Annotated in this window: 23 protein-coding genes and 1 tRNA gene; 9 read left to right on the top strand and 15 right to left on the bottom strand. The window is 66.2% G+C overall.

Annotated elements, in window-relative coordinates; genetic code table 11:
- Positions 1-2 precede the first annotated feature (2 nt).
- From RKP46_RS01305 to rsmB, 3 genes are read right to left on the bottom strand one after another with little or no spacing between them, the layout of a single operon-like run.
- Positions 3-2159: an ATP-binding protein gene (locus RKP46_RS01305; RefSeq protein WP_311104956.1), complete on the bottom strand. Its 2157-nt coding sequence runs from the start codon at positions 2157-2159 to the stop codon at positions 3-5.
- On the bottom strand, positions 2156-2782 hold the full coding sequence (locus RKP46_RS01300) for a DUF4390 domain-containing protein (RefSeq protein ID WP_311104955.1): 627 nt from the start codon (positions 2780-2782) through the stop codon (positions 2156-2158). Before RKP46_RS01300 ends, RKP46_RS01305 begins: the two co-directional genes overlap by 4 nt.
- Positions 2757-4076: a 16S rRNA (cytosine(967)-C(5))-methyltransferase RsmB gene (gene rsmB / locus RKP46_RS01295; RefSeq protein ID WP_311104954.1), complete on the bottom strand. Its 1320-nt coding sequence runs from the start codon at positions 4074-4076 to the stop codon at positions 2757-2759. The genes RKP46_RS01300 and rsmB overlap by 26 nt, the downstream gene beginning before the upstream one ends.
- 140 nt (positions 4077-4216) lie before the next feature.
- Here rsmB and RKP46_RS01290 point away from each other — a divergent pair, with 140 nt between their 5' ends.
- Together RKP46_RS01290 and RKP46_RS01285 are read left to right on the top strand one after the other, a co-directional pair.
- Positions 4217-5116 carry a cation diffusion facilitator family transporter gene (locus RKP46_RS01290; RefSeq protein ID WP_311104953.1) on the top strand — a complete coding sequence of 300 codons (900 nt, stop codon included), beginning with the start codon at positions 4217-4219 and terminating at the stop codon, positions 5114-5116.
- Positions 5106-6065, top strand: a complete 960-nt coding sequence (locus tag RKP46_RS01285; RefSeq protein WP_311104952.1) for a S1/P1 nuclease — start codon at positions 5106-5108, stop codon at positions 6063-6065. Before RKP46_RS01290 ends, RKP46_RS01285 begins: the two co-directional genes overlap by 11 nt.
- Before the next feature lie 119 nt (positions 6066-6184).
- On the opposite strand, the gene fmt is transcribed toward RKP46_RS01285, so the two are convergent.
- Both fmt and def read right to left on the bottom strand, forming a co-directional pair.
- Positions 6185-7111, bottom strand: coding sequence for a methionyl-tRNA formyltransferase (gene fmt, locus RKP46_RS01280; RefSeq protein ID WP_311104951.1), 927 nt, complete (start codon positions 7109-7111; stop codon positions 6185-6187).
- Entirely contained in the window at positions 7108-7611 is a 504-nt protein-coding gene (gene def / locus RKP46_RS01275) for a peptide deformylase (RefSeq protein ID WP_311104950.1), read from the bottom strand. The genes fmt and def overlap by 4 nt, the downstream gene beginning before the upstream one ends.
- A gap of 165 nt (positions 7612-7776) precedes the next feature.
- Between def and RKP46_RS01270 the strand changes: the two genes are divergently transcribed.
- From RKP46_RS01270 to RKP46_RS01260, 3 genes are all read left to right on the top strand, one after another.
- Entirely contained in the window at positions 7777-8793 is a 1017-nt protein-coding gene (locus RKP46_RS01270) for a LysM domain-containing protein (RefSeq protein WP_311104949.1), read from the top strand.
- A 2-nt stretch (positions 8794-8795) separates the two neighbouring features.
- Positions 8796-9884 (top strand): DNA-processing protein DprA, encoded by a 1089-nt coding sequence (gene dprA, locus RKP46_RS01265; RefSeq protein ID WP_311104948.1) that lies wholly within the window; start codon positions 8796-8798, stop codon positions 9882-9884.
- Positions 9885-9959: 75 nt separating this feature from the next.
- Complete coding sequence (locus RKP46_RS01260) at positions 9960-12491, top strand: DNA topoisomerase III (RefSeq protein ID WP_311104947.1); 2532 nt, start codon at positions 9960-9962, stop codon at positions 12489-12491.
- A gap of 33 nt (positions 12492-12524) precedes the next feature.
- Here the strand turns inward: RKP46_RS01260 and RKP46_RS01255 are convergent, their stop codons facing one another.
- Positions 12525-13436: a hydrogen peroxide-inducible genes activator gene (locus RKP46_RS01255; RefSeq protein WP_311104946.1), complete on the bottom strand. Its 912-nt coding sequence runs from the start codon at positions 13434-13436 to the stop codon at positions 12525-12527.
- A gap of 105 nt (positions 13437-13541) precedes the next feature.
- On the opposite strand from RKP46_RS01255, the gene RKP46_RS01250 reads away from it, so the two are divergent.
- The gene (locus RKP46_RS01250) at positions 13542-13916 is read left to right on the top strand and encodes a DUF1840 domain-containing protein (RefSeq protein ID WP_311104945.1); all 375 of its coding nucleotides are present in this window, start codon (positions 13542-13544) and stop codon (positions 13914-13916) included.
- On the top strand, positions 13892-14635 hold the full coding sequence (locus tag RKP46_RS01245; protein WP_311104944.1) for an N-acetylmuramoyl-L-alanine amidase: 744 nt from the start codon (positions 13892-13894) through the stop codon (positions 14633-14635). The genes RKP46_RS01250 and RKP46_RS01245 overlap by 25 nt, the downstream gene beginning before the upstream one ends.
- A 13-nt stretch (positions 14636-14648) precedes the next feature.
- Here RKP46_RS01245 and thpR read toward each other — a convergent pair whose 3' ends face one another.
- Both thpR and RKP46_RS01235 read right to left on the bottom strand, forming a co-directional pair.
- Positions 14649-15230, bottom strand: coding sequence for an RNA 2',3'-cyclic phosphodiesterase (thpR, locus tag RKP46_RS01240; protein WP_311104943.1), 582 nt, complete (start codon positions 15228-15230; stop codon positions 14649-14651).
- 108 nt (positions 15231-15338) lie between these two features.
- The gene (locus tag RKP46_RS01235) at positions 15339-15803 is read right to left on the bottom strand and encodes a universal stress protein (RefSeq protein WP_311104942.1); all 465 of its coding nucleotides are present in this window, start codon (positions 15801-15803) and stop codon (positions 15339-15341) included.
- A 213-nt stretch (positions 15804-16016) separates the two neighbouring features.
- Between RKP46_RS01235 and cobT the strand changes: the two genes are divergently transcribed.
- Entirely contained in the window at positions 16017-17051 is a 1035-nt protein-coding gene (gene cobT, locus RKP46_RS01230) for a nicotinate-nucleotide--dimethylbenzimidazole phosphoribosyltransferase (RefSeq protein WP_311104941.1), read from the top strand.
- 51 nt (positions 17052-17102) lie between these two features.
- Here cobT and RKP46_RS01225 read toward each other — a convergent pair whose 3' ends face one another.
- The 7 genes from RKP46_RS01225 to RKP46_RS01195 form a co-directional block, all read right to left on the bottom strand.
- The gene (locus tag RKP46_RS01225; RefSeq protein ID WP_311104940.1) at positions 17103-17816 is read right to left on the bottom strand and encodes an alanyl-tRNA editing protein; all 714 of its coding nucleotides are present in this window, start codon (positions 17814-17816) and stop codon (positions 17103-17105) included.
- An 83-nt stretch (positions 17817-17899) separates the two neighbouring features.
- Positions 17900-19441, bottom strand: coding sequence for an apolipoprotein N-acyltransferase (gene lnt / locus RKP46_RS01220; protein ID WP_311104978.1), 1542 nt, complete (start codon positions 19439-19441; stop codon positions 17900-17902).
- Between the two features lie 109 nt (positions 19442-19550).
- Positions 19551-20381 carry a transporter associated domain-containing protein gene (locus tag RKP46_RS01215; RefSeq protein ID WP_311104939.1) on the bottom strand — a complete coding sequence of 277 codons (831 nt, stop codon included), beginning with the start codon at positions 20379-20381 and terminating at the stop codon, positions 19551-19553.
- Positions 20382-20471: 90 nt separating this feature from the next.
- Positions 20472-20939, bottom strand: coding sequence for an rRNA maturation RNase YbeY (ybeY, locus tag RKP46_RS01210; protein ID WP_311104938.1), 468 nt, complete (start codon positions 20937-20939; stop codon positions 20472-20474).
- A complete protein-coding gene (locus tag RKP46_RS01205; protein ID WP_311104937.1) occupies positions 20923-21945 on the bottom strand; it encodes a PhoH family protein in 1023 nt (340 codons plus the stop codon). The genes ybeY and RKP46_RS01205 overlap by 17 nt, the downstream gene beginning before the upstream one ends.
- A complete protein-coding gene (gene miaB / locus RKP46_RS01200) occupies positions 21942-23309 on the bottom strand; it encodes a tRNA (N6-isopentenyl adenosine(37)-C2)-methylthiotransferase MiaB (protein ID WP_311104936.1) in 1368 nt (455 codons plus the stop codon). The genes RKP46_RS01205 and miaB overlap by 4 nt, the downstream gene beginning before the upstream one ends.
- Before the next feature lie 102 nt (positions 23310-23411).
- Positions 23412-23867, bottom strand: a complete 456-nt coding sequence (locus RKP46_RS01195) for a hypothetical protein (RefSeq protein WP_311104935.1) — start codon at positions 23865-23867, stop codon at positions 23412-23414.
- A gap of 29 nt (positions 23868-23896) precedes the next feature.
- On the opposite strand from RKP46_RS01195, the gene RKP46_RS01190 reads away from it, so the two are divergent.
- Positions 23897-23970 (top strand) — tRNA-Gly (locus RKP46_RS01190).

The raw sequence follows: 23970 nt of genomic DNA, 5'->3' as shown, positions 1-23970 counted from the left end.
GGTCATGCCCCGGAAGGAAGTTTGTTGCTCTGCTCGCGCTTGGAGTTCGCCGGTACCGCCAACGGCAGGACGACGCTGACTTCCGCGCCGGTCGGCTGCAGGTTGTTGATTCTGATCCGACCGTGATGCTCGTCGACGATTTTCTTGACGATCGCCAGACCAAGACCGGTGCCGCGCGCCTTGGTCGTTACATAGGGTTCGCAGACGCGGGCGAGAATCTCGGGTGGGAAACCCGGTCCTTCGTCGGCGACGCTCATCTCGCTCATTGCATCCACCTGGCGGGTGGCAATCGTGATCGTCGGCGAGTCCACCGCTTCCTGCGCGTCCTCGGCGTTGCGCAGCAGATTGTGGATGATCTGACGAAGCTGCGTCGCGTCGCCGAGCACCGGCGGCAGCTTGCCGGCAAGCTTCAACCTGACTTGCGCGCGCGAAGTTTCGTAGAGACCCAGCACTTCCCTGATCAGGGCGTTGAGATCCACCGGCATCAGCTTGGGAGTCGGCAGGCGGGCATAGTCGCTGAAATCGTTGACCATGTGTTTCATCGCCTGTACCTGCGTGATGATCGTCTGCGTGGCGCGCCAGAGCATCTCGGCGTCGCTCTTGCTCAGGTGATCGGCCAGTTTCATCTGCAGGCGCTCGGCGGAAAGCTGGATCGGCGTCAGCGGGTTCTTGATTTCGTGCGCCAGCCGCCTTGCCACCTCGCCCCAGGCGGCGCTGCGCTGCGCGGCAATCAGTCGGGTCACGTCGTCGAAGACCACGACATAGCCGCCGTGCGATCCGGCGGGGAGCTGGGTACCGCGCAGGAGGAGGATCTGCGGCAGCTCACCAGGATGCTCGAGTTCGATCTGCTCCTGCCACTCGTTGCGCTCGGGGTCGGCAAAGGCCCGGCGAATGACCTCACCGAGTGCCTGCTGGCGCGGCCAGACTTCGGCCGCGTGACCGAGCAGGCCGTCGAAGTCGTCGCGCAGGATGGTCAAAGCGCCTTCGTTGACCGTGCGCAGAACGAAGCGCCGGTCGAAGACCAGCACTCCCGCCGACAGATTGGCCAGGATCGATTCGAGGTAGGCGCGCGCCGACTCCAGCTCGGCGCGGTGACGCTCGTTGTCGCGCCGGGCCTCGTCGAGCTGGCTGGTCATCTGTTTGAACGAGCGGGTAAGCACGCCGAGTTCGTCGCGGCTGTAGATCGCCTGGCGCGGTGTGTAATCACCGGCAGCGACCGCCTGCGTTCCGGCGGCAAGGATCGACAACGGCGCCGACAGGCGGCGCGCCAGAACAAAGGCCAGCGCGATGGCGGTGAACAGGGCGAGGAGAACGGTCAGCGTCAGCGTCATCGCGTAGATCCGGGTCAGGCCCTCGCGCCCGAGCGACAGTTCCTGGTAGTCGGCATAGACCGTCTGCACGCTCTCGGCATTGACCGCCAGGCTGGCCGGCACCGGGTCCATGAGCTGCAGAACGCGCGTCTCGGCACCCAGCCCATGCGGGGTGACGGCAACCAGGGCGCGCAGCGTGAGATCCTTGTCGCCGTTGCTCTCGATCAGCGAGACCCGGCGCTCGAGGAGAACGCGGCGGAGAAGCTCGGTCGTCGGCTGCGACGGCACCAGCGTCGCCAGATCGCCGGTCGCCGTAACGAGCAGAGCGCCTTTGATCGAAAAGAGTGCGGCCGACTGGATGCCGGCCTGCTCGCGCAGGCGATTGAGTTCGAGTCGTCGTTGTGCGTCGCTGCGCTCGCCGAGTTCGAGCGCCATCGCCTGCGCTTTGCTCGTCAGATCGGCGAGCAGCGAGTCGAGCACGCTGCGCCCGAGGTTGAGCCCGGCTTCGAGCGCTTTCTCGATACGCACGTCGAACCAGGTATCGATGCTCTTGGTGACGAACTGCACCGATACCGCGTAGATCAGGACCCCAGGCAGGACAGCCATCAGACCGAACATCAGCATCAGGCGCAGCTTCAGGCGTGAGCCGAAGACCTTGCTCCGGTGTTCGCGCCACAGCGCAAGCAATTGCCAGCCAATCAGCGCCAGCAGCGAAAGCGCGACGATCGAGTTGAGCGCCAGCAGCCAGGGATAGTGACGGGCGAACAGCGCAGTGTTGGCGCTCGCCGAGGCGAGCAGGAAGAGCAGGATGCCGCCGAACGATGCTGCCGCGACGATCAGGCTCTTCATCGCCCGTCGCCACCCGCCGGCGAAGCGACGGATCCACCGGAGGCGCCAGCGACGGGCAGGTCGCCGGCGGTAAATTGCCAACGCGCCCACTCGGCGGACAGGTTCCAGTCGCGATTGGCCAGCGCGCTGACCTGAAACGTCTTCGGCATCTGCGTCAGGTCGAGGCGCATGCGCAAGGACGCGAAGTAAGTCTGGTCGGCACGCAGGCCGCCCTTTTCGACCACCTGCCAGTTGCGCAGCCGGGCGAGGATGCGCAAGGCGTCGTCAAGCGATGGAAAACTCTGGTGCAGGGCGCCGCTGGACAAGCGGTACTGACGGGTCAGTGCGTGATACGAAAGCTGGAAGGACTGCGTTCGCGCAGCTACTTGCTCGTCGAGCCAATACCAGCGCGAACGGCTCAGTTCAAATTCGACGACAAAGTAGAGCGCAACGCCGCGCGCTACCGCATCCTCCAGACGGGGGTTCAGACTGAGGTTGAAATCGGCTGCCAGGACGTAACCCTCGTCGCTGATCGCAAGCTGCGGATGGCGTACCGAAATGTCGGCCGCCCAGGCGAGGAAAGGGGCAAACGACAGGAGCAGACCGACGAGCAGCGCTCTAAGCCGATTTCTGCAGCAGCGCATGGTAGAAACCGTCATGTTCATCGCACGGCAGGAGCAGCTCTTCGCAGAGTCTTCGCGCGCCCGGCTGGCGCACCAGAAAAGCGTCGATCTGCGCTCCATTCTCTTCGGGAAAAAGCGAACACGTGGTGTATAGCAAACGCCCGCCTGCCTTCAACAACGGCCACAGGCGGTCGAGGATGGCCGCCTGCCGGTGGGCGAAAAGTCGGAGGTCGGAGGCGCGCCGCAACAGCTTGATGTCCGGATGGCGGCGCACAACGCCGGAAGCCGAGCACGGCACGTCGGCCAGGATGGCGTCGAACGGGCGGCCATCCCACCAGGTCGCGGGTGAGAGACAATCGCCAGTCAGCACCGTAGCGGAGAGTCCCAGACGATCGAGGTTCTGCGCAATGCGCCGAGTTCTGACTTCGTCGATGTCCAGGGCGAGCAGGTCGAGGTCGGCCGCTTCGAGCAGGTGGGTCGCCTTGCCGCCCGGGGCCGCACAGGCATCGAGGATGCGTTCGCCGGCGATCGGTGCGATCAGCTCGGCGGCGCGCTGTGCGCCGATATCCTGGATCGTCACCAGACCCTCGGCAAATCCGGGCAGGGCCTCGACCGGAACGGCGCGCGCCAGGATCAGCGCATGACTGCCGATCTGGCGCGCCGATAGACCGGCGGCCCGCAGCAGTTCGCGATACGCCGTTGGCGTGCTGCGCCGCCGGTTAACCCGCAGGCTCATCGGCGGCTGGCCATTGTTGATCGCAACGATCTCGCGCCAGCGCTGCGGGTAGGCCTGGCGCAGGCGGTCGAGCCACCAGCGGGGATGCTGACAGGCTGCTGGTTCATCCTCGGCGAGGGCCGCGTGCAGTTCGTCGCGGCGGCGCAGGTAGTTGCGCAGGACGCCATTGACCAGGCCGCGGAATGCGCCGCCGACCATTTCGCCGGCAGCGGCGACCGCCTGATCGACGACCGTGTGTTCCGCCTCGGGGCGCGTCTGCAGGCGATAGATCGCAGCGAGCAAGAGTGCCTCGGTTTGCGCATGCGGCAACGCGCGTTGCAGCAGACGAGCCAGAATGAAATCGCCGCGACCGTGACAGCGCAAGGTTCCGTAGGCGATTTCCTGAGCCGCAGCCCGCGCGCCGGACGGTTCGCCGGCGAGGCCGGCAAGCGCCTGCGTAAGGCTCTCGCCGGAGCGTACCGCGGCAATCGTCGTCGCCGCCAGGCAGAAGCTGTAGGCCAGCGAATCAACCGCCAGGCGGGGCAGGCGGGCAGCGACATCCGGCCCCGCGCAGCGCCCCGCCGGGCGCGCCACCTTCACTACGCGCAGCGCGCCGCGGGGAGACGACGGTAGAGATCGGGTGGAAGACACGGTCAGGCCTGACGGCTGTCGAGTTGGCGCGGAGTTTAGCACGATGCCCGGCGATGGCGTGATCATCGCGGACGGGCGATAATCCCCCGATGAAACCGATTTCGCTCAGAGGCTACGCCTACCTGTCGATCGGCGCGGCGCTCGCCACCATCGCCCTGAAAGGCATTGCCTGGCGACTGACCGGCTCGGTCGGACTGCTCTCGGATGCGCTCGAGTCGCTGGTCAATCTGGCCGGGGCTTTGATGGCACTGGCCATGCTGTCGATTGCCGAGCGGCCGGAGGACGAGCGGCACGCTTTCGGGCACGGCAAGGCGGAATACTTTTCCAGCGCTTTCGAAGGCCTGCTGATTCTCGCTGCTGCGGCGGCAATCGCGTTCGCCGCGATCGACCGATTGCTTGACCCGCAGCCACTCGAACAGCTCGGGGTCGGCCTGGCGATCTCGCTCGCCGCCTCGCTGATCAATCTCACCGTCGGCCGCATCCTGCTCGTCGCCGGCCGACGCTACCGCTCGATCACGCTGGAAGCCGACGCGCATCACCTGCTGACCGACGTGTGGACCTCGCTCGGCGTTCTCCTCGGACTTGGCGCTGTTGCGCTCACCGGCTGGCTCTGGCTCGACCCGACGCTCGCCCTGCTGGTCGCCGCCAACATCGTATGGACCGGCTGGCGGCTGCTGCAGCGCTCGGCTGCCGGTCTGATGGACAGCAGCCTGCCGGCCGGCGACCAGGCGCTGCTGTTCGGCGTCCTCGAACGGTACCGGGCGCAGGGGATCGATTTTCACGCGGTGCGTGGGCGCGAATCGGGAGCCCGGCGCTTCATCTCGCTGCACGTTCTGGTTCCCGGCGCGTGGACGATCGGGCGCGCGCATCAACTTGCCGAGGAGATCGAGCACGAGATTCGCTGCGCTCTGCCGCAGACCTCGGTATTCACGCATCTCGAACCGCTTGACGATCCTTCCTCGCTGGCGGACATTCACCTTGACCGTTAGCCGGCGACTAAGCCTTGGGCGCGCCGCCTGCGGGCTGTTGCTCACGCTGGCGGCAGCTCCGGCGGCGCTGGCGTGGAACGCGGGCGGCCACCGGATCGTCGCGATGATCGCCTGGGAGGCGATGGACACCCAGACGCGGTCGGCGGCAGCAGCGCTGCTCAGAGCGCACCCGGATTTTGCGCGTTGGCAGGAGCGCGGCGGCGACGCCGATAGCGACCTGACGGCGTTCCTCGAAGCCTCGACCTGGCCCGACGACATCCGCCGGGACACACGCTTCTATACCGCCGAGCTGGAAACCCCGACGCCGACACTGCCGGGGTTTCCCGATATGGAGCGACGACTGAGCTGGCATTACGTCGACCTGCCGGTCGGCTCGAAGGCAAGCAAGGCAGGCGCTGACGGCGAACTCGACCGGCAACTGGCCGCACTCTCGGCAACGGTCGGCAGCCGGCAGGAAAGCATCGCGGCGCGCGCCTACGCGCTGCCCTGGCTGATTCATCTGGTCGGCGACGCGCACCAGCCACTGCACACGGCGAGTCGCGCAAGGCCGGACGGGCGGAGCGATAACGGCGGCAACGAGCAGCCGATCGTCAATCCCTTCGACCCACGCCACCCGTCGACCAACCTCCACCGCTACTGGGATGACCTGCCGGCGCCGCCCTGGTTGCGCGGCAGTCGACTGGAGCGTGCAGTGAGCGCGCTCAGCGAGCGCTTCCGCCAGCCGCGGGTAGCCGGCAGCTTTGGCCAATGGATCGAAGAAAGCCGGCGGCTGGCCGATGAATCGGCTTACCCACCGGGACGCGACGAAGTACCGACGATCGACAACCAGTTTCACGAGAACGCGCTGGCAGTGGCAAGGCAGCGCATCGTCGACGCGGGTCATCGTCTGGCCAGTCTGCTGCAAGGCCTGCTCGGCGACAGCGACCGGCGATCTCGTCCGCGGCCGTAATGGCGAAGGCAGCAGACTGGCGCTGGCTGATCGTGGGACGAGAATGTTTCACGTGAAACGTCGTCGGCGCACAGCGATCAGCCTGCCCGCGGCCGGTGCAGCGCCTTACCCCAACCGCCTCAGCCGGCCAGGCGCGCGCACTCCGTTCCCGGCGCGAGCCCGCTTCCGACGAGAAACTCGCCCACCGACAGGCGGCGGCCGCCCGCCTTCTGCACCTCCAATATGCGGAGCACGCCCTCACCACAGGCGACGCTGATTCCTTCCCGGCCAGCCGCCAAGACCACCCCGGGAACGCCGCTGCCGGCATCGGCCCGCGCGCACCAGACCTTCAACACGTGCCCGCCAATCTCGCACACCGCCCCCGGGAATGGATCGAAAGCACGGACCTGGCGAGCGAGTTGCGCCGCTGGCTGATCCCAGTCGAGTACTGCTTCCGCCTTTTCTATCTTCTTCGCGTAGCTCACGCCGCTTGCCGCCTGAACCTGCCCCACCAGTGGCAGACGAGCCAGCGTGTCGACCACCAGGCGCGCGCCAACCGCCGCCAGCCGGTCGTGCAAAGTCGCCGCAGTATCCTCGTCGTCGATCGCCACGGCCTCGCTGAGCAAGACCGGGCCGCTGTCCAGACCGGCCTCCATTTGCATGATGCTGATTCCCGTCTGCCGATCGCCGGCGAGAATCGCCCGCTGGATCGGCGCCGCGCCGCGCCAGCGAGGCAGCAGCGATGCGTGAATGTTGATGCAGCCGAGCGCCGGCAGGTCGAGAACGGCCTGCGGCAGAATCAATCCATACGCCGCCACGACCATGACTTCCGCCGCCGCCTGGCCAACGCGCTCCTGCGCCAGCGCGTCCCTCAGGCTCGGCGGCTGAAAGACCTCTCTGCCTATCGTCTGCGCAAAGATCTTCACCGGCGATGGTCGCAGCTTCATCCCGCGCCCGGCCGCACGGTCGGGCTGCGTCAGGACCAGCGCCACATCATGCCCGGCGGCGACGATCGCGCGCAGCGCGAGCGCAGCAAACTCCGGTGTGCCGGCAAAGATCAGCCTCATGCCGTGATGCGCGCCTGCTTGCTGAGCTTGTTCCGGATCCGCTGTTGCTTGAGTTGCGACAGGTGTTCGACGAAAACGCGCCCCTGCAGATGGTCTATCTCGTGCTGCAGACACACCGCGAGAAGGCCTTCCGCCTCGACCGTCTGTTCCTGACCTTCAAGATCCAGGTAGCGGACGACGACGCGTTGCGCACGCTCGACCTTGTCGTAGATCCCCGGCACCGACAGACATCCTTCCTCGCCGCGCTGTTTGCCCGACAGTTCGACGATCTCCGGATTGATCAGCGTCAGCAACTCGTCCCGGGTCTCCGACGCGTCGATGACGATCAGCCTCTTGTGTACGTCCACCTGGGTTGCCGCCAGACCAATTCCAGGCGCCTCATACATGGTCTCGGCCATGTCGCGCGCCAGACGACGAATCGCCTCGTCAATCCGCGCCACCGGTTCGGCGACTTTGCGCAGGCGCGCATCGGGAAAACGGAGTATCGGTAATAGCGCCATAAAAAGCTTGCTCGAAAAAATAACTGCGTGCAGAATCCAGAGCCATGCCTTGAGCCGACCGGCGTGCCGGGCGCCACGCACGGACAGGCTGACGCCGCTCTGGGACAGGGCCGCACGCCGGGCTTGCTAGCCCGCCGTGCTGACCGCTCGTACGAGGATAACACGATGATCCGCATTCTATCCGCCTTGCTTGTCGCGCTGGCCAGCGCGCTCTGCGCCGCCGCCGGTCAGGAACTTCAACTGGCCCAGGGTGCGCCGAACCGCCACATCGTCGTCCCCGGCGATACCTTGTGGGGAATCTCCGCCACCTTCCTGCGCGAGCCCTGGCGCTGGCCGGAGGTCTGGCGCATGAACCGCGAACAGGTGCGCAACCCGCACCGCATCTATCCGGGTGACGTCATCGTGCTCGAGCGCGACGCCCGCGGCAACCCGCGCCTGCGCCTGCAAAGCAGCAAGCTGCGTCCGCAAGTCTATTCCGAACCGACCCAGGAACACATTCCGTCGATCCCGCCAAACGTCATTCGGCCGTTCCTGACCGATGCGCTACTTTTCGAGCAGAGCAGCCTGGACAAGGCGGCGCTGATCATCGCGACACCCGAGGACAGGGTGCACCTGAGCAACGGCGACCTCGCCTACGTCGACAATGCCGACCCGAAACAGCGCACGTGGAACATCTTCCGCAAGGATCGACCGCTGCGCGACCCGGACAGCGCCGCGATCATAGGCTATGAAGCGTTTCACCTCGGTACGGCCGAACAGCTTCGCCCGGGCGCACCGGCCACCTTCGCCATTCTCACCGCGAAGCAGGAAATCGGCCGTGGCGACCGCCTGCTCCCGTCGAGCCGGCAGCCGCTGCTCGCCTACGTACCGCACAAGCCCGACTTCCTCGTCGAAGCGCGCGTCATCTCGGTCTATGGTGGCGTAGACACGGCTGGCCAGGGCTCGGTCGTTGCGCTCAATCGCGGTGCCGCCGACGGAATCGAAATCGGTCACGTCCTCGCGGCTGAGCGCAACCGCGCCGTGACGCAGCGCGACGAGAACGATCGCCCGATCCAGGTGACCATCCCCGATCAACGCGTCGGCCTGCTCTTCGTCTTCCGCACCTTCGATCGCCTGGCGTATGCGCTCGTCGTCCAGGCCGAAAACACGATCGACGTCAACGATTTCGCACGCACGCCCTGACGATGACCTTCGCCGAGTCGCTGACCGACTGGCTGCGACTGACGCTGATTCCGGGCCTGGGTGGCGAAACACAGCGCAAGCTGCTGGCCGCCTTCGGACTGCCTGACGCCGCTTTCAAGGCGAGCCGCAGCGCCCTCGCGGCGGTGATCGGCGAGAAGCGGGCCGATCTGCTGCTCAGTACCGACAACCGCGCGGCGGTCGCGCAGGCCATCGCCTGGTGCGAGAAGGCAGAGAATCACCTGCTTTGTCTGGCCGACGCCGACTATCCGCAAAGCTTGCTGCAGGTCGCCGACCCGCCGACCGTGCTCTACGTTCGCGGCCGCCTCGATCTGCTCAATCGCCCGGCTTGTGCCATCGTCGGCAGCCGCAATCCAACGCCACAAGGCGCGGCCAATGCCGAACACTTTGCCGCCGCGCTCTCGGCCGCCGGCCTGACCATCACCAGCGGCCTCGCGCTCGGCATCGACGCGGCCGCTCACCGCGGCGCCCTCTCGGCTGCCGCGAGCACCGTCGCCTTCATTGGCACCGGTATCGACCGGGTCTATCCGGCGCGCAACCAGCAACTGGCGCTCGCCATCGCCCAGGCGGGAACGCTGGTCTCCGAGTTTCCGCTCGGAACGCCCCCCGCAGCGGCCAATTTTCCCCGCCGCAACCGCCTGATTTCCGGTTTTTCGCGCGGCGTCCTGGTGGTCGAGGCAACCACCGAGAGCGGCTCGCTGATCACCGCCCGGCTTGCCGCCGAACAGGGACGCGAGGTCCTCGCGATTCCAGGCTCGATCCACTCGCCGCAGTCGCGTGGCTGTCACAAGCTGATCAAGCAAGGCGCCAAGCTGGTCGAGACGGCGCAGGATGTGCTCGACGAGATCGGCTGGACGAACAGCCCGCCAATCGCCCTGGACGACGTGCGCGCCCCGGCACCGGCCGACGGCCTGCTGCAGGCGATGGGCTTCGAGCCCTGCACGCTGGACGACCTGGCCAAGCGCAGCGGCTTGACGGCGGACGTCGTTTCGGTGATGCTCCTGCACCTGGAGCTGGATGGTCGTGTTGCCACGCTGCCTGGCGGTCACTACCAGCAGCTTCCCCCGGGCTGAGCGCGGCGTCGCGCGATCATCGCCTTCCACCACCCTTCTGGATCACCCTGTTGCCCGGCTGATGAAATCCTTCCCATGAGCAAGAAACTGATCATCACCGAGAAACCCTCCGTGGCCACCGACCTCGCCCGCGCACTCGGCGGCTTCACCCGTCACGAGGACTACTACGAGAACGACGACTACGTCCTGGCCTCGGCAATCGGGCACCTGCTCGAACTGGCGTGCCCGGAGGAGTACGAAGTCAAACGCGGCAAGTGGTCGTTTGCCCATCTTCCGGTCATTCCACCGCATTTTGCCCTGCAACCGATTACCAAGACCGAGCCCCGCCTGAAGCTGCTCGTCCGGCTGATCAAGCGCAAGGACGTCGCCAGTCTGGTGAACGCCTGCGACGCCGGACGTGAGGGCGAACTGATCTTCAACTACATCGTGCAGCACGCGGCAAGTCGCAAGCCGGTCGAGCGTCTGTGGCTGCAGTCGATGACTCCTCAGGCGATCCGGGACGGCTTCCTGCGCCTGCGCCGGGGCAGCGAAATGCAGGGGCTGGCCGATGCTGCACTCTGCCGCTCAGAATCGGACTGGCTCGTCGGCATCAACGGCACGCGCGCGATGACTGCGTTCAACTCGAAAACGGGGGGCTTTCACCTGACGACGGTCGGCCGCGTCCAGACGCCGACGCTGGCGCTGATGGTCGAGCGCGAGGACCGCATACGCAAGTTCAAGCCACGCACCTACTGGGAACTCGAGGCCGCCTTTGCCTGCGCTGCCGGCGAGTATCACGGCAAGTGGTTCGACGAAAAGTTTGCTGGCAAGGACGACGACGAGCACGCCCGCGCCGACCGGCTGTGGGACGAAGAGAAGGCCAGAAGCCTGCAGCAGAAGTGCCGCGGGCAGGAAGGCGAAGTCAGCGAGGAGGCAAAGCCTTCGACGCAGATCTCTCCCTTGCTTTACGACCTCACCAGCCTGCAGCGCGAAGCCAACAGCCGCTTCGGTTTCTCGGCCAAGGCGACGCTCGCGCTGGCCCAGGCACTGTACGAAAAGCACAAGGTTCTCACCTATCCACGTACCGAGTCGCGCGCCCTGCCCGAGGACTATCTGCAGACGGTGATCAGCACGCTCGGCATGCTCACCGGCGAGGGGCTGGGCAAGGGGCACGACGAAGCCGCGCTCGTGCGCTACGCGCCTTTCGCGCAGCAGATCCTCGACCGTCGCTGGGTCGTGCCGAACAAGCGCGTGTTCAACAACGCCAAGGTTTCCGACCACTTTGCCATCATCCCGACGCTGCAGGCACCACGCCACCTGTCCGAGCCCGAGACCAAGCTCTACGACATGGTCGTCAAGCGTTTTCTCGCCGTCTTCTTCCCGCCGGCCGAGTATCTGATCACGACGCGCATCACGCGTGTGCTCGACGAGCCGTTCAAGACCGAGGGCAAGGTTCTGGTCAACGCCGGCTGGCTTGCCGTCTATGGACGCGAGGCGCAGGCAGGCGACGAGGGCAATCTGGTCGCCGTGCAGCCGGGCGAGCGGGTTCTCGCCACCGATGTGCTGCTCGCCGCGCAGCGCACCAAGCCGCCGCCACGCTACTCGGAAGCGACGCTGCTCAGCGCCATGGAAGGCGCCGGCAAGTCGATGGACGACGAGGAACTGCGCGCAGCAATGGCCGGGCGTGGTCTGGGAACCCCCGCGACGCGCGCGCAGATCATCGAGAACCTGCTCAGCGAACAGTATCTGCATCGCGAAGGGCGCGAACTGATGCCGACGGCGAAAGCATTCTCGCTCATGACGCTGCTCAACGGACTTGGCATTCCGGAGCTCACGGCACCCGAACTGACCGGCGAATGGGAGTGGAAACTCGCCCGCATGGAGCGCGGCGAACTCTCGCGCGACGAGTTCATGAAAGAGATCGCCACGATGACGCAGGATATCGTCGCTCGCGCCAAGAGTTACGACAGCGATACGATCCCCGGCGACTTCGGCGAACTGGCGGCGCGCTGCCCGAAATGCGACGGCCGGATCAAGGAAACCTACAAGCGTTTCCAGTGCCAGTCTTGCGACTACGGTCTGTGGAAGATCGTCGCCGGCCGTCAGTTCGAGGCGGCAGAAATCGAGGAACTGCTCAGCCGGCGGAAGATCGGGCCGCTCAGCGGTTTCCGCAACAAGATGGGCCGTCCCTTCAACGCGGTTGTCCAATTGAACGACGAACATGCGCCGGAATTCGACTTCGGGCAATCGTCGGCGAGCGGCGACGGTAGTGCCGACGAAGTCGATTTCTCGCTCAGCGAGTCACTCGGAGCTTGCCCAAAATGTGGCGCGCGCGTCTTCGAGCACGGCCTGTCCTATGTCTGCGAGAAATCGGTAGGCGCTGCGCGCAACTGCGACTTCCGTTCGGGCACGATCATCCTGCAGCAGACGATCGACCACGCGCAGATGAAGAAGCTGCTCAGCAGCGGACGGACCGACCTCCTGCGCGACTTCGTTTCAGCCCGCACCCGACGCAAGTTTGCCGCCTTCCTGGTGCGCGCTGCCGACGGCAAGGTCGGCTTCGAATTCGAGCCACGGCCGGCCAAGGGTGCCACGCGCAAGACGACGGCCAAGGCGCCAGCCGAGTGAACGGCCAGCCCATCGCCAGGCGTCTGGCCAGGCTCAAATGATCGACACGCCGGGCGGCGGCGAATCGACGATCGCCCGGCGCAGGACGTCGATCGCCTGCGGACGCGGAAAACTCGCACGCCAGGCGATGACCACCCGGCGCGCCGGCGCAGGATCGGTGAACGCGCGGAAGTGCAGCAGCGGATCGTCCTGCGGCCACGATGCGGCGGCCGACGCCGGAACCACCGAAATCCCGGCGCCGCTCGCCACCATGTAGCGCACCGTTTCCAGCGAACTACCTTCCAGCGCACCTTCGGTACCGCCCGCCTGCATCAGTTGCGGGCACGCCTGCACGACCTGTTCACGAAAGCAGTTGCCGCGTCCGAGCAAGAGCAGTTTCTCGCCGTCGACCACGGCCGGATCAATCCTGCTCTCGTGCGTCAGCGGGTGGCCGCCGGGCAGCAGAACGCAGAACGGCTCCTCGTACACGACGCGCGAGACGACCCCGCTTTCGCCAAAAGGCAGCGCGACGATGATCACGTCGAGGTCACCGCGGCGCAACTGCGTCGCCAGATTGACGGTGAAGTTTTCCTGCAGATACAAGGGCATTTGCGGTGCGCGCCGGCTGACGGCGGGAATCAGGCGGGGCAGCAGGTAAGGCGCGATGGTATAGATTACCCCGAGGCGCAGCGGACCCTGCAGCGGGTCCTTGCCCTGCACGACGATTTCTTTCAGGCGTTCGGCTTCTTCGAGCACGCGCAAGGCCTGCTCGGCAATTCGTTCGCCAATCGCCGTCAGGCGCACATCAGCCGACGAACGTTCGAAAAGAACCACACCGTCACGCTGCTCGACCTTCTTCAGCGCCACCGAGAGCGTCGGCTGCGTGACATGGCAACGTTCAGCCGCGCGCCCGAAGTGCCTCTCATGCGCCAACGCGACGATATAGCGCAACTCGGTAAGGGTCATGACCAGTCACCCGCCTAAGCCAAAGGCGACAGTTTACGGCTGATCGCCGGCCAAGGACAGGACATCCACCGGCAATGCTTGCCGCGCGCCGATGCAAGGAAGACAATGGCAGTTCCGCCACGAGTCCGTGAGGCACTTGCCATGCTGGTCACCTTTACTTCGAGCACCTCCGGGGAAATCATGATGTTTGCCCCGATCGCCCGCCAACTCCTCGAAATCCTCGGCAAGGAGTGCTCCGCGCGTGGCGTGATCACCACCGAGCAGTTGCCCGAGGCCATCCGTCGCCTGCGCCAGGCGGTACGCGAGGCCGCCGCTCCCCCGGCGGCAGAAGCGGCCGCCAGTGCCCCGGCGGATGATGACGAAGCGGCTGAAGGCCAGCATGTCGGCCTGGCGCAGCGCGCCCACCCGCTGATCGAGCTGCTCGAATGGACGCGCGAGCGCGAGGGCTTCATCCTTTGGCAGGCAGCCAAGGATTTCTGACTGAAGCACGTCGCCGCCGGGTTGGTGCGCTGGCCGCAGCCGGCGCATTTGCCGCTGGCACCGCGCTGGCTACACCCGAAGTCGCGGTCGACGTCGGCCATACGCTGAGCGAAGGCGGTGCGACGAGCGCACGCGGACGCAGCGAATTCGACTTCAATCGGGTCCTTGCCGAGCGTCTGGTCGGCGAGTTGCAGGGGCGCCGGCTGCTCACCCGGCCGATCAACTTCGACGGCCGCATCGGCAGCCTCGCGGCGCGCGCCGAAGAGGCAACCGGCGCCGACTTGCTGATCTCGATTCACCACGACTCGGTGCATGCCGACCTGCTGCAGGAATGGGATTGGCAGGGAGCGACGCACACCTACAGCGACCTGCACAGCGGCTTTGCCCTTTTCGTTTCGCGCCGCAATGCCGGTCTGGCACTGAGCCTGCGCTGCGCTTCGGCGATTGGCGCGCGCCTGCGCCGCATGGGCTTTGCCGCCGCGACGCATCATGCCCGGCCACTCGCCGGACCAGCGCGGCCGGCCGCCGATGAAACGAACGCCGTGCATTACTACGACAACCTTGTCGTCCTTTATCGCAGCACGCTGCCGGCATTGCTTTTCGAGGCTGGCGTGATCAAGCACCGCGGCGAAGAATTGCGTCTGCGCGACCCCGAGCAGCAGGCCCGCATGGCGGACGCCATCGCGACCGGAATCGCCGCATGCCTGTACCCGCGCTGAGACCGAGCCCGCGTCAGCCTTGCTCGGCCCTCGCCAGGCGCGCCGCGTAACGGCGAACGATCTGGTAGCCGCCGGCCCCGCCGAGCAGCGACTCGACCAGCACATAGTCGTTGATCAGCCAGTCGGCAGGCGCCGGCTGCTTCGCCGCGATCGCCGCCGGCGCGTGCCGGGCGAGCGTGACGTGCGGACGAAAGCGCCGCTTCTCGACCGGCAGGCCAAGACGGCGCAGCGCATCGGCGAGGAACGAATGCAAGCGCGCCAGTTCGATCGGCAGCTCGCGCGCCGGAAGAACGAGCAGGCCACGCGGCCAGAGCTCGGCACCTGAAAAGCCGACACGAAAGGGGCTGAACGCTACCTCGAGCGCCTCGCTCAGCTCGCTCAGGCGAGAGCGTTCGAGCGCGCCGATGAAGTGCAAGGTCAGGTGCAGCCGCTCGCTACGCACGGGCGAACATGTTGGCGGCCATTGCGTGCGTGCGCACCACGCAGCGAGCGCCGCACGCTCGCCCTCATCCGGCCACAGCGCAAGGAACAGGCGTGCCGCGGCTGGCGCTGCTCGGCGCAGGCGATCGTCGGCGCTGACGCGCGCGCAGCTCACGGCAAGCGCCGCTCAGCTCGTCGGCCAGCCGAGCCAAACGGCAGCGGGCAAGCACTCCGACCGTCGCTTTGCGCCGGCGCTCGCTCGGGCCGCCACTCCCCGCTGCGCTTACTCGTCCGGATCGTCGCCGCGCACCAGCAGCAGCGAGGTCTGTCCCTTGCGCACCAGCCGCTCGGCGACGCTACCGACGAAGAAGCGCTCAATACCGCGCCGGCCGTGTGTGCCGACCACCAGCAAGTCCGCCTGCCAATCCGCCGCCGCCGCGATCAGCATGTCCGAAACATGCTTCTCCTCCGATTCGACCAGCCGGATTTCAGCATCTACACCACCGGCACGCGCCTCGCCAGCGAGCCGTTCAAGGAAGCCCTGGGCGCCCATGCGCAGGCGGGCTTCCGTCTTGCCGACACTGTTCGGCAGCATCATTGCTACTTCCCGATGCGACAGAATCGTTTCGTCGATCGCATGGCAGATTGCCAGGCGGGCGCCGGTCGCTTTTGCCAGCGCAACCGCATCGCCCAGAACCTGACTGGTCATGAAGCTCTCGTCGACGGCCACCATGATTCGTTTGTACATCTCGTTCGACTCCTCGTTGCGCAAAATGCCCAGACAAGCCGCACCATAGCACCGATCAGCCCGGCCGGGAACACCCGCAGCGGCCGATCCCCCGCCGGCCCGCCGGGCGCCGGTGCGCTGCGGGAAAGGCCGACCGCCGCGCCTTTTTCGCACGCCTCGTCGCCAGCGGGAAGGCCTGCGTATAATCGACACCCCAGCTCGCCAAGGACAGTCATGCACTTCTTCATTCCGCCTACGGCAGAACTTCCCGGCTTGCAGGCCGCGATCGACGGCAAGACCAAGCCGCTCGGCGCGCTCGGCGAACTCGAGCGCCTTGCCCGCCAGATCGGCCAGGTTCAGCAGACCGTGCAGCCGCAACTCGGTAGACCCTGCGTACTGGTTTTCGCCGGCGACCATGGTGCTGCACGCGCCGGAGTTTCCGCCTTCCCGCAGGAAGTCACGTGGCAAATGGTCGAGAACTTCCTCGCCGGTGGTGCTGCGATCAACGTCTTCGCGCGCCACAACGATCTCCAGTTGCTGGTCGTCGACGCCGGCGTCGCGCACGATTTCGGCGTACGCCCGAACCTGCTCGACGCCAAGATCGCTTTTGGCACGCGCAACTACCTCGAAGAAGCGGCGATGAGCGCCGACCAGCGCGACGCTGCCCTGGCGCGCGGCGCGGCCATCGTGCGCAGCCTGGCCGAGGCAGGCTGCCGGGTTGTCGCTTTCGGCGAAATGGGGATCGGCAATAGCGCCTCGGCGGCGCTGCTCACGCATCTGCTCACCGGTTCGCCGCTGGCCGATTGCGTCGGCCGTGGGACCGGACTCGACGACGCCGGGCTGGCGCGCAAACGCGAACTGCTGGCCCGCGCGCTGCAGCGTGCGCGCCTGTCATCGACCGCCGACGCGGCCAGCGTCCTCGCCGAGTTCGGCGGGCTGGAGATCGCCATGCTGAGCGGCGCCATGCTCGCCGCCGCCGAACAGCGCATGCTTCTGCTGATCGACGGCTTCATTGTCACCGCCGCCTTGCTCGTCGCCGCGCGCATGGCACCGGCGATCGTCGACTACTGCATATTCAGCCACAGATCGGCCGAGCCGGGTCATCTCGCGCAACTGCGCGCACTGCGCGCCGAACCGCTGCTGGATCTCGGCTTGCGCCTGGGCGAGGGAACCGGCGCCGCGCTCGCCTGGCCACTCGTCCGCGCGGCTGCCGCCTTCCTCAGCGAAATGGCAAGTTTCGCCGCGGCAGGCGTCAGCGAACGCCAGTAAGTCTTCGCGCTCGATTTGCCGCGCGCGCCCGGCGCTAGCCGCCAGCACGGCTCAATCGGCGAGGACGATCTCTACCCGCCGGTTCTGTTTGCCCTCGTTGCGGATTCTGACCACCCGGATGGCGCCGATTTCGGCGGTGTTCGCTACGTGCGTGCCGCCGCAGGGTTGCAGATCAATTCCGGCGATGCGCAGCAGGCGGACCTGTCCGCAGCCGCTGGGCGGTTGCACGCTCATCGTCTTGACGAGTTCGGGTCGCGCCGCCAGATCCTCGTCGCTGATCCACACCGTTTCGGTCGCCACGCCACGCGCGATCAGCGCATTCATTTCGCTTTCGATGCGTGCGCCGTCGAGCTGGCTCATCTCGATCTTGAAGTCCAGGCGAGCCTTGTCGGGCGCGATGTTGCCGCCGGTCACCGGCGCCACGACGACGCAGGACATCACATGCAAGGCGGTGTGCAGGCGCATCAGACGATAGCGGCGCGCCCAGTCGATTTCCAGCCTCAACGTCTCGCCCGGCTCGGGCACGGCCTGACCGGCTGCCGGCAGGTGCACTACGACGTCGCGCGCGTGCTCCTTGCGCGTATCGGCAATGGCGATGCGCTCGCCATTGGCGCGCAACAGCCAGCCGGTGTCGCCAAGCTGCCCGCCGCCAAGCGGATAGAAGATCGTCTGGTCAAGCTCGATTCCCCCCGCGTGCACCGCGCTGACGCGCGCGCTCGCCTGCCGCAGGTAAGCGTCTTCACGAAACAGCAACTCGGTTGGCAAAGCAGTATCCTCCAGAACGGGCGGCGTCTCGTGCCGCTGCAAGCCCTCGCCCAGCCGCCACCAACGGCAGATTCGTCGCCGCGCTAAGGCACCCGGCGGCGACCCGCGGCAAGACCCACGAAAATGGCGGCCAGCGCGACCAGCGGCCAGTTTCCCCAGCGCACGAAGGGCGTTGCTCCAGCGTAGGGCTGTACCTCGCCGACCAGCGCGGCGCGCGTGAACGGCGGCAGAACCGATTGTCGCCGACCGTCGGCGTCGACAATGGCGGTCATTCCGGTGTTCGTCGCGCGCAGCATCACGCGGCCGGTCTCCAGTGCGCGCATTTGGGCAATCTGCAGATGCTGCGCCGGCGCCAGCGAATCGCCGAACCAGGCGACGTTCGACAGATTAACCAACAGTGTGGCCATCGGCAAGGCGTCGATGATCTCCTCGCCAAAAGCGTCCTCGTAGCAGATGTTGACGCCGACGCGCTGGCCAGCAAGCAGCAGTGGCGGCTGCTGCCGCGCGCCCGGCGTGAAGTCGGCCAGCGGAATGTCGACCAGCGCCATGAACCAGGCGAAGCCCGGCGGCACGAACTCGCCGAAGGGAACCAGGTGGACCTTGTCGTAACGTTGCTCGCCGGCCGCCCCCAGGCTGAGCGCCGAGTTGGCATAGCGCCGGCCGTCGGCGACCACGGCGCCGAACAGGACGTCACCGTCCCGGCGCAAAGCCAGTTCGCGCAAGGCCGCGAGATAGGTGAGCGGGATCTGGTCGAGGAACGCCGGCAAAGCCGTTTCGGGCATCACGGTCAGGCGCGCCGGATTCTCCTCGGCCAGACGATAATAGGTTTGCAGCGACTCGAGCAGACGTTCCGGCCGCCATTTCATCTCCTGCGCGACGTTCCCCTGCAGCAAGGCAACCGACAGCTTGTCGCCGACCGGCTGTGTCCAGCGCACCCCGCTCAGATACTCGCCAGCACCAAACAGCACCGCCAGGGTGATCAGCGGCAGCGCCGGGCACCAGCGCAACACGGCGCGCGTGCTGCACTGGTCCGCGTTCAGCCAGCGCCGGCCAACTTCATGGATCAGCGCGCCACTCAAAGCCGACACCAGAGAAACGCCGAAAACGCCGAGCAGCGGCGCGTAACCGGCAAGCGGGCTGGGCGGAACCTGCGAATAGCCGGCGGCCAGCCATGGGAAGCCGGTGAGCAGCCAGCCGCGCAGCCACTCGGCAAGCGCCCACAGACCGGCGAAGAGCAAACCACGGCGCAGCCGGCCGAGCGGCGCCAGGCGGACGAAAAGCGCGCCGATCGGCGCGCCGAAGAGCGCCAGCAAGGCGCAGAAGAGAAGTGTCGCCAATCCGGCAAGCGGGATCGGCAGACCGCCGAAGACGCTCAGGCTGACGAAAACCCACGACACGCCAACGAGAAACAGCCCAAAACAATAGGCTGCCGTCAACCAGGCGCCGTCACGCATTCGCCGCTCGCCGTCAGCTTCCGCACTGAGCAGGCCGAAAAGGCCGGCGAGCGTCAGCCAGTTGAGCGCGAACCAGCCGCAAGGCGCAAAGGCAAGCACTCCGCCAGCCCCGAGCAGGCAGGCAGCGACGCGGCGCCAGGCCGCCTGCCTGAAGCGCATCAAGCCGCGCACGCCGGGCAATGGCTTTCGCCAGGCGCGCCGCGAGCCGCCTCACCGCTGCGCCAACTGGCTGCCGCCGGGCGGACAAAGCGCCTTTCCCGCACTGAGCGCTGCGCTTTCCTCACGCTGCGACTGGCGGCTGATGGACGAGCAGCGTGTAGATCCGCCGGCTGTCGACGCGCAGTACCTGGAAGCTGATCCCCTCGATGTCTACCGTCTCGTTGTGGCGCGGCACGCGCCCCAGATGGCGAAGCACCAGACCGCCAACTGTCTGACACTTGTCGTCGCTGAAAGTGGTCGCGAACGCCTCGTTGAACTCGCCAACCGTCGTCTGCGCCTTGACGCGATGGCCTCCGGCGTGGTCCACCTGGATGTTTTCGTCGGTCTCGTCGAAATCGTATTCGTCTTCGATGTCCCCGACGATCTGTTCGAGCACGTCCTCGATGGTGATCAGGCCGGCAATGCCGGCGTACTCGTCGATGACGATCGCCATGTGGTTACGCGAAACGCGAAACTCGCGCAGCAGTACGTCGAGGCGTTTGAACTCGGGAATGAACACCGCCGGTCGTAGCCAGTCACGCACATTGAAGCGATCCGCTTGCTCGACGCGCAGCAGATCCTTGGCGAGCAGGATGCCAAGCACATTGTCGCGGTCGCCATCGATCACCGGAAAGCGCGAATGCGCCGTCGTGTTCACACGCGCGACGATTTCGCTCAGCGAATCGTCGATGTCGACCACTTCCATCTGCAAGCGCGGCACCATCACCTCGCGCACGCTCATCTCGGAAGCCGCGAGCGCACCTTCGATAATACCCAGCGCATCGGCGGCGAGCAGATTGCGCTGGTGCGCCGAGCGCAGCAGCTTGATCAACTGCTCGCGATCCTCCGGCTCGCGCACCAACAGCGCCGAAAGACGTTCAAAAAAACCTGCGTTTCGCGTCGTTATGTCCATGAATATGTCGTGGTCCTTGTTCCCGGCAATCCGGCTTCGGCGTCACTCGCACGACCGCCAGCCGGGCGGGCGGGCCCGCTTGCCGAGCAATCACCCTGGCTTGCGATAGGGATCGGGAAAACCGAGCCCGGCCAGGATCTGCCGCTCCCGCCTGCGCATGCGCGCCGCCTCGCGTTTGCCGCCGATGTGGTCGTAGCCGAGCAGATGGAGCAACCCATGGATGATCAGGTGAGCATAATGCGCAAGCAGCGGCTTGCCCTGCTCGGCCGCCTCCACTTCGACGATCGCCGGGCAGAGAACCAGGTCGCCCTCCACCAGCGGCTTGCGCGCGTAAGGAAAAGAGAGGACGTTGGTTGCGTCGTCCTTGCCCCGGTAGTCGCGGTTCAGGCGAGCGCCCTCCGCGCGGTCAACAAAGCATACGCCAATCGCTCCCGGCCGCCGACCTTCGCTACGCAAGGCGGCCAGCAGCCAATCCCTGACCAGCGCTTTGCGCGGCACGGCCTCGTTGCGCCAGGCGTAGCGCACGCCGATCCGGCGACGCTCAGCGGCTTTCCGCATGCTGTCCTGCGCTGTCCATCGCGGCGAGCGCCGCACTGTGCGCTTCGTAGGCCGAAACGATACGCGCCACCAGCGGGTGGCGGACGACATCCTCCTTCTGGAACTCGGTGAAGGCGATCCCACGCACCTCGCGCAGAATCACGCGGGCCTCGATCAGGCCGCTCTTCTGGCCGCGCTGCAGGTCGATCTGCGTCACGTCGCCGGTCACCACCGCCTTGGCGCCGATGCCAATGCGCGTCAGAAACATCTTCATCTGCTCGGGCGTCGTATTCTGCGCTTCGTCGAGAATGATGAACGCATGATTGAGCGTGCGCCCGCGCATATAGGCGAGCGGAGCAATCTCGATCGCTCCGCGCTCGAACAGCTTGCCGACGCGCTCGAAACCCATCAGATCGTAGAGCGCGTCGTACAGCGGCCGCAGATACGGATCGACCTTTTGCGCCAGGTCGCCAGGCAGAAACCCCAGCCGTTCGCCCGCCTCGACGGCCGGCCGGGTGAGAACGATGCGTTGCACGAGCTCGCGTTCGAAGGCATCGACTGCCGAAGCCACCGCCAGATAGGTCTTGCCGGTGCCGGCCGGACCGGTGCCAAAGGTGATGTCGTACTCCTGAATATGCTTCAGGTACTCGACCTGACGCGGCGTGCGCCCGTGCAGTTCGCTCTTGCGCGTGAGCAGCGCCGGCGCAGCGCCGCCGCTCGCGCTGATGCTGCGCACCGGCCGGTTGAGCAACTCGATCAGACCCAGTTGAATCTCGTCGATCGACAGCGCGTTCTTCGCCTGCGCGTAGAAGCGTTGCAGCGCCTCCGCGGCGAGCGCCGTCTGCGCCGCCTCGCCGCGCAGCGTGAAGCGCTCGCCACGGCGAGCAATCGCCACGTCGAGCGCCGTCTCGATCTGGCGCAGATTCTCGTCGAGCGCACCGCAGAGATTGGCCAGTTGCCTGTTGTTGACCGGCGAGAGCAGCAACTCGATCGCCTGCCGGGGAACACCGGCGCTCTTCACCGTCATCTTGCACAGCCTGTCGGTTCGCCGCGCAGCGAGTGCGGCAACGCAGCAGTAATGCGGACATCGACGAAACGATTCAGCCACTCCTGGGCAACGGCGCGGTCAACGGCAAAATTGACCACCCGGTTGTTGTCCGTCCGTCCGGCGAGTTCGCTCGCGTCCTTGCGCGACACGCCCTCGACGAGGACGCGTTGCACGCTGCCGACCATCGCCGCCGAAATGGCTTGCGCCTGCTCGTCGATCCGCTTCTGCAGACGCAACAGCCTCTCCTGCTTGACCGACCGGGGCGTCGTGTCGGCCAGCTCGGCCGCCGGCGTCCCCGGACGCGCGCTGTAGAGGAACGAGAACGAAGTATCGAAACCTACCTCGTCGATCAGCCGCATCGTCTTCGCAAAGTCGTCTTCCGTCTCCCCCGGGAAGCCGACGATGAAATCCGACGAGAGCGACAGGTCCGCACGCGCGCTGCGCAAACGACGAACCAGGCTCTTGTATTCCAGCACCGTGTACCCGCGCTTCATCGCGGCCAGCACGCGGTCGGAACCCGACTGTACCGGCAAGTGCAGATGCGAGACCAGCTTCGCCGTGCGCGCATAGACCTCGATCAGCCGCTGCGACACCTCGCGCGGATGCGAGGTCGTGTACCGGATCCTTTCGATTCCCGGAATCTCGGCGACGTACTCGATCAGCAGGGCGAGATCGGCCGTCTCGCCGCTCGCACCTGAATCACCATCGCTGCCCAGCGAGCCGCGGTAGGCATTCACGTTCTGGCCGAGCAAGGTCACTTCCTTGACGCCCTGTGCAGCCAGCCCGGCGACTTCGGTAAGCACGTCGTCGAACGGGCGCGACACCTCTGCCCCGCGCGTATAGGGAACGATGCAGAACGAGCAGAACTTGCTGCAACCCTCCATGATCGAAACGAAGGCAGCGGCGCCGTCGACCCGTGCCGGCGGCAGATGGTCGAATTTTTCAATTTCCGGAAACGAAACGTCGACCTGCGGTCGCCCCTGCCGACGCCGCTGAGCGATCAGTTCCGGCAGACGATGCAGCGTCTGCGGCCCGAACACGACATCGACGTAGGGCGCACGGGCGACGATGGCCGCCCCTTCCTGGCTTGCCACGCAACCGCCAACGCCGATTACCAGATCAGGTCGGGCCTGTTTCAGCCGCCTGACTCGCCCGAGGTCGTGAAAAACGCGCTCCTGCGCCTTCTCGCGTACCGAACACGTGTTGAACAGAATGATGTCGGCGTCTTCCGGCGTCTCCGTCCTCACCACATCTTCGTCGGCGGCGAGCACATCGGCCATCTTGTCCGAGTCGTACTCGTTCATCTGGCAACCAAAGGTGCGGATGAACAGCTTCTTGGTCATCGGTCGGCTCGCTGTTGGTCAGGAAAGGAAAAGGCGGGGAAGGCCTGCGGAACGCGCAGCTCGCTCGAGCAATCGCGCTGTCGCCGCCATCCCGACAAGGTCTCAGCGCGCCTCGAGCGCCGCGCCTTCGCCGGGAGCCAACAGCCAGACGCGATCGACCGCGCCCAGACTGTCGATCACGTAGGCCACGTCAACGGCTTGCCGCACCTGCATTGGCATGATGATCAGGTTTTGCTCGCTGCGAATCTGCAAACCCGGGGCGAGCGGCCACACCTGCCGACCGATGGTGACGAATCCGTCGCCTGCCAGCGGCAACATCCGACCCTTCTTCGCCTCGGCCGGCAGCGCGCGCAGCGCCGCTGGAGCGACCAGCACCGGCGGCGGCGCTTCAGGTGGATCAAGCACCGCCTCGACGATGCCGCCAAGAATCGTATGCAACAGACCAGTCACGATATCCATCGGCGAATTATAGACACGCTCGCCCCCTGCTGTCAGCCTGTCGCGCAACAATCCACCGACACCGCAAACGACAAGCGTTGTCGCGAAGAGTCCAATCATCGTACAATCGGCGCAGGCACAGCGCCGCCGCGGGTGTAGTTCAATGGCAGAACGGCAGCTTCCCAAGCTGCATACGAGGGTTCGATTCCCTTCACCCGCTCCA

The organism is Accumulibacter sp. (assembly GCF_031732815.1).
Taxonomy (GTDB): domain Bacteria; phylum Pseudomonadota; class Gammaproteobacteria; order Burkholderiales; family Rhodocyclaceae; genus Accumulibacter.
The sequence above is the reverse complement of the archived record's forward strand: the minus strand, read 5'-3'. Positions and strand labels throughout refer to the sequence as shown.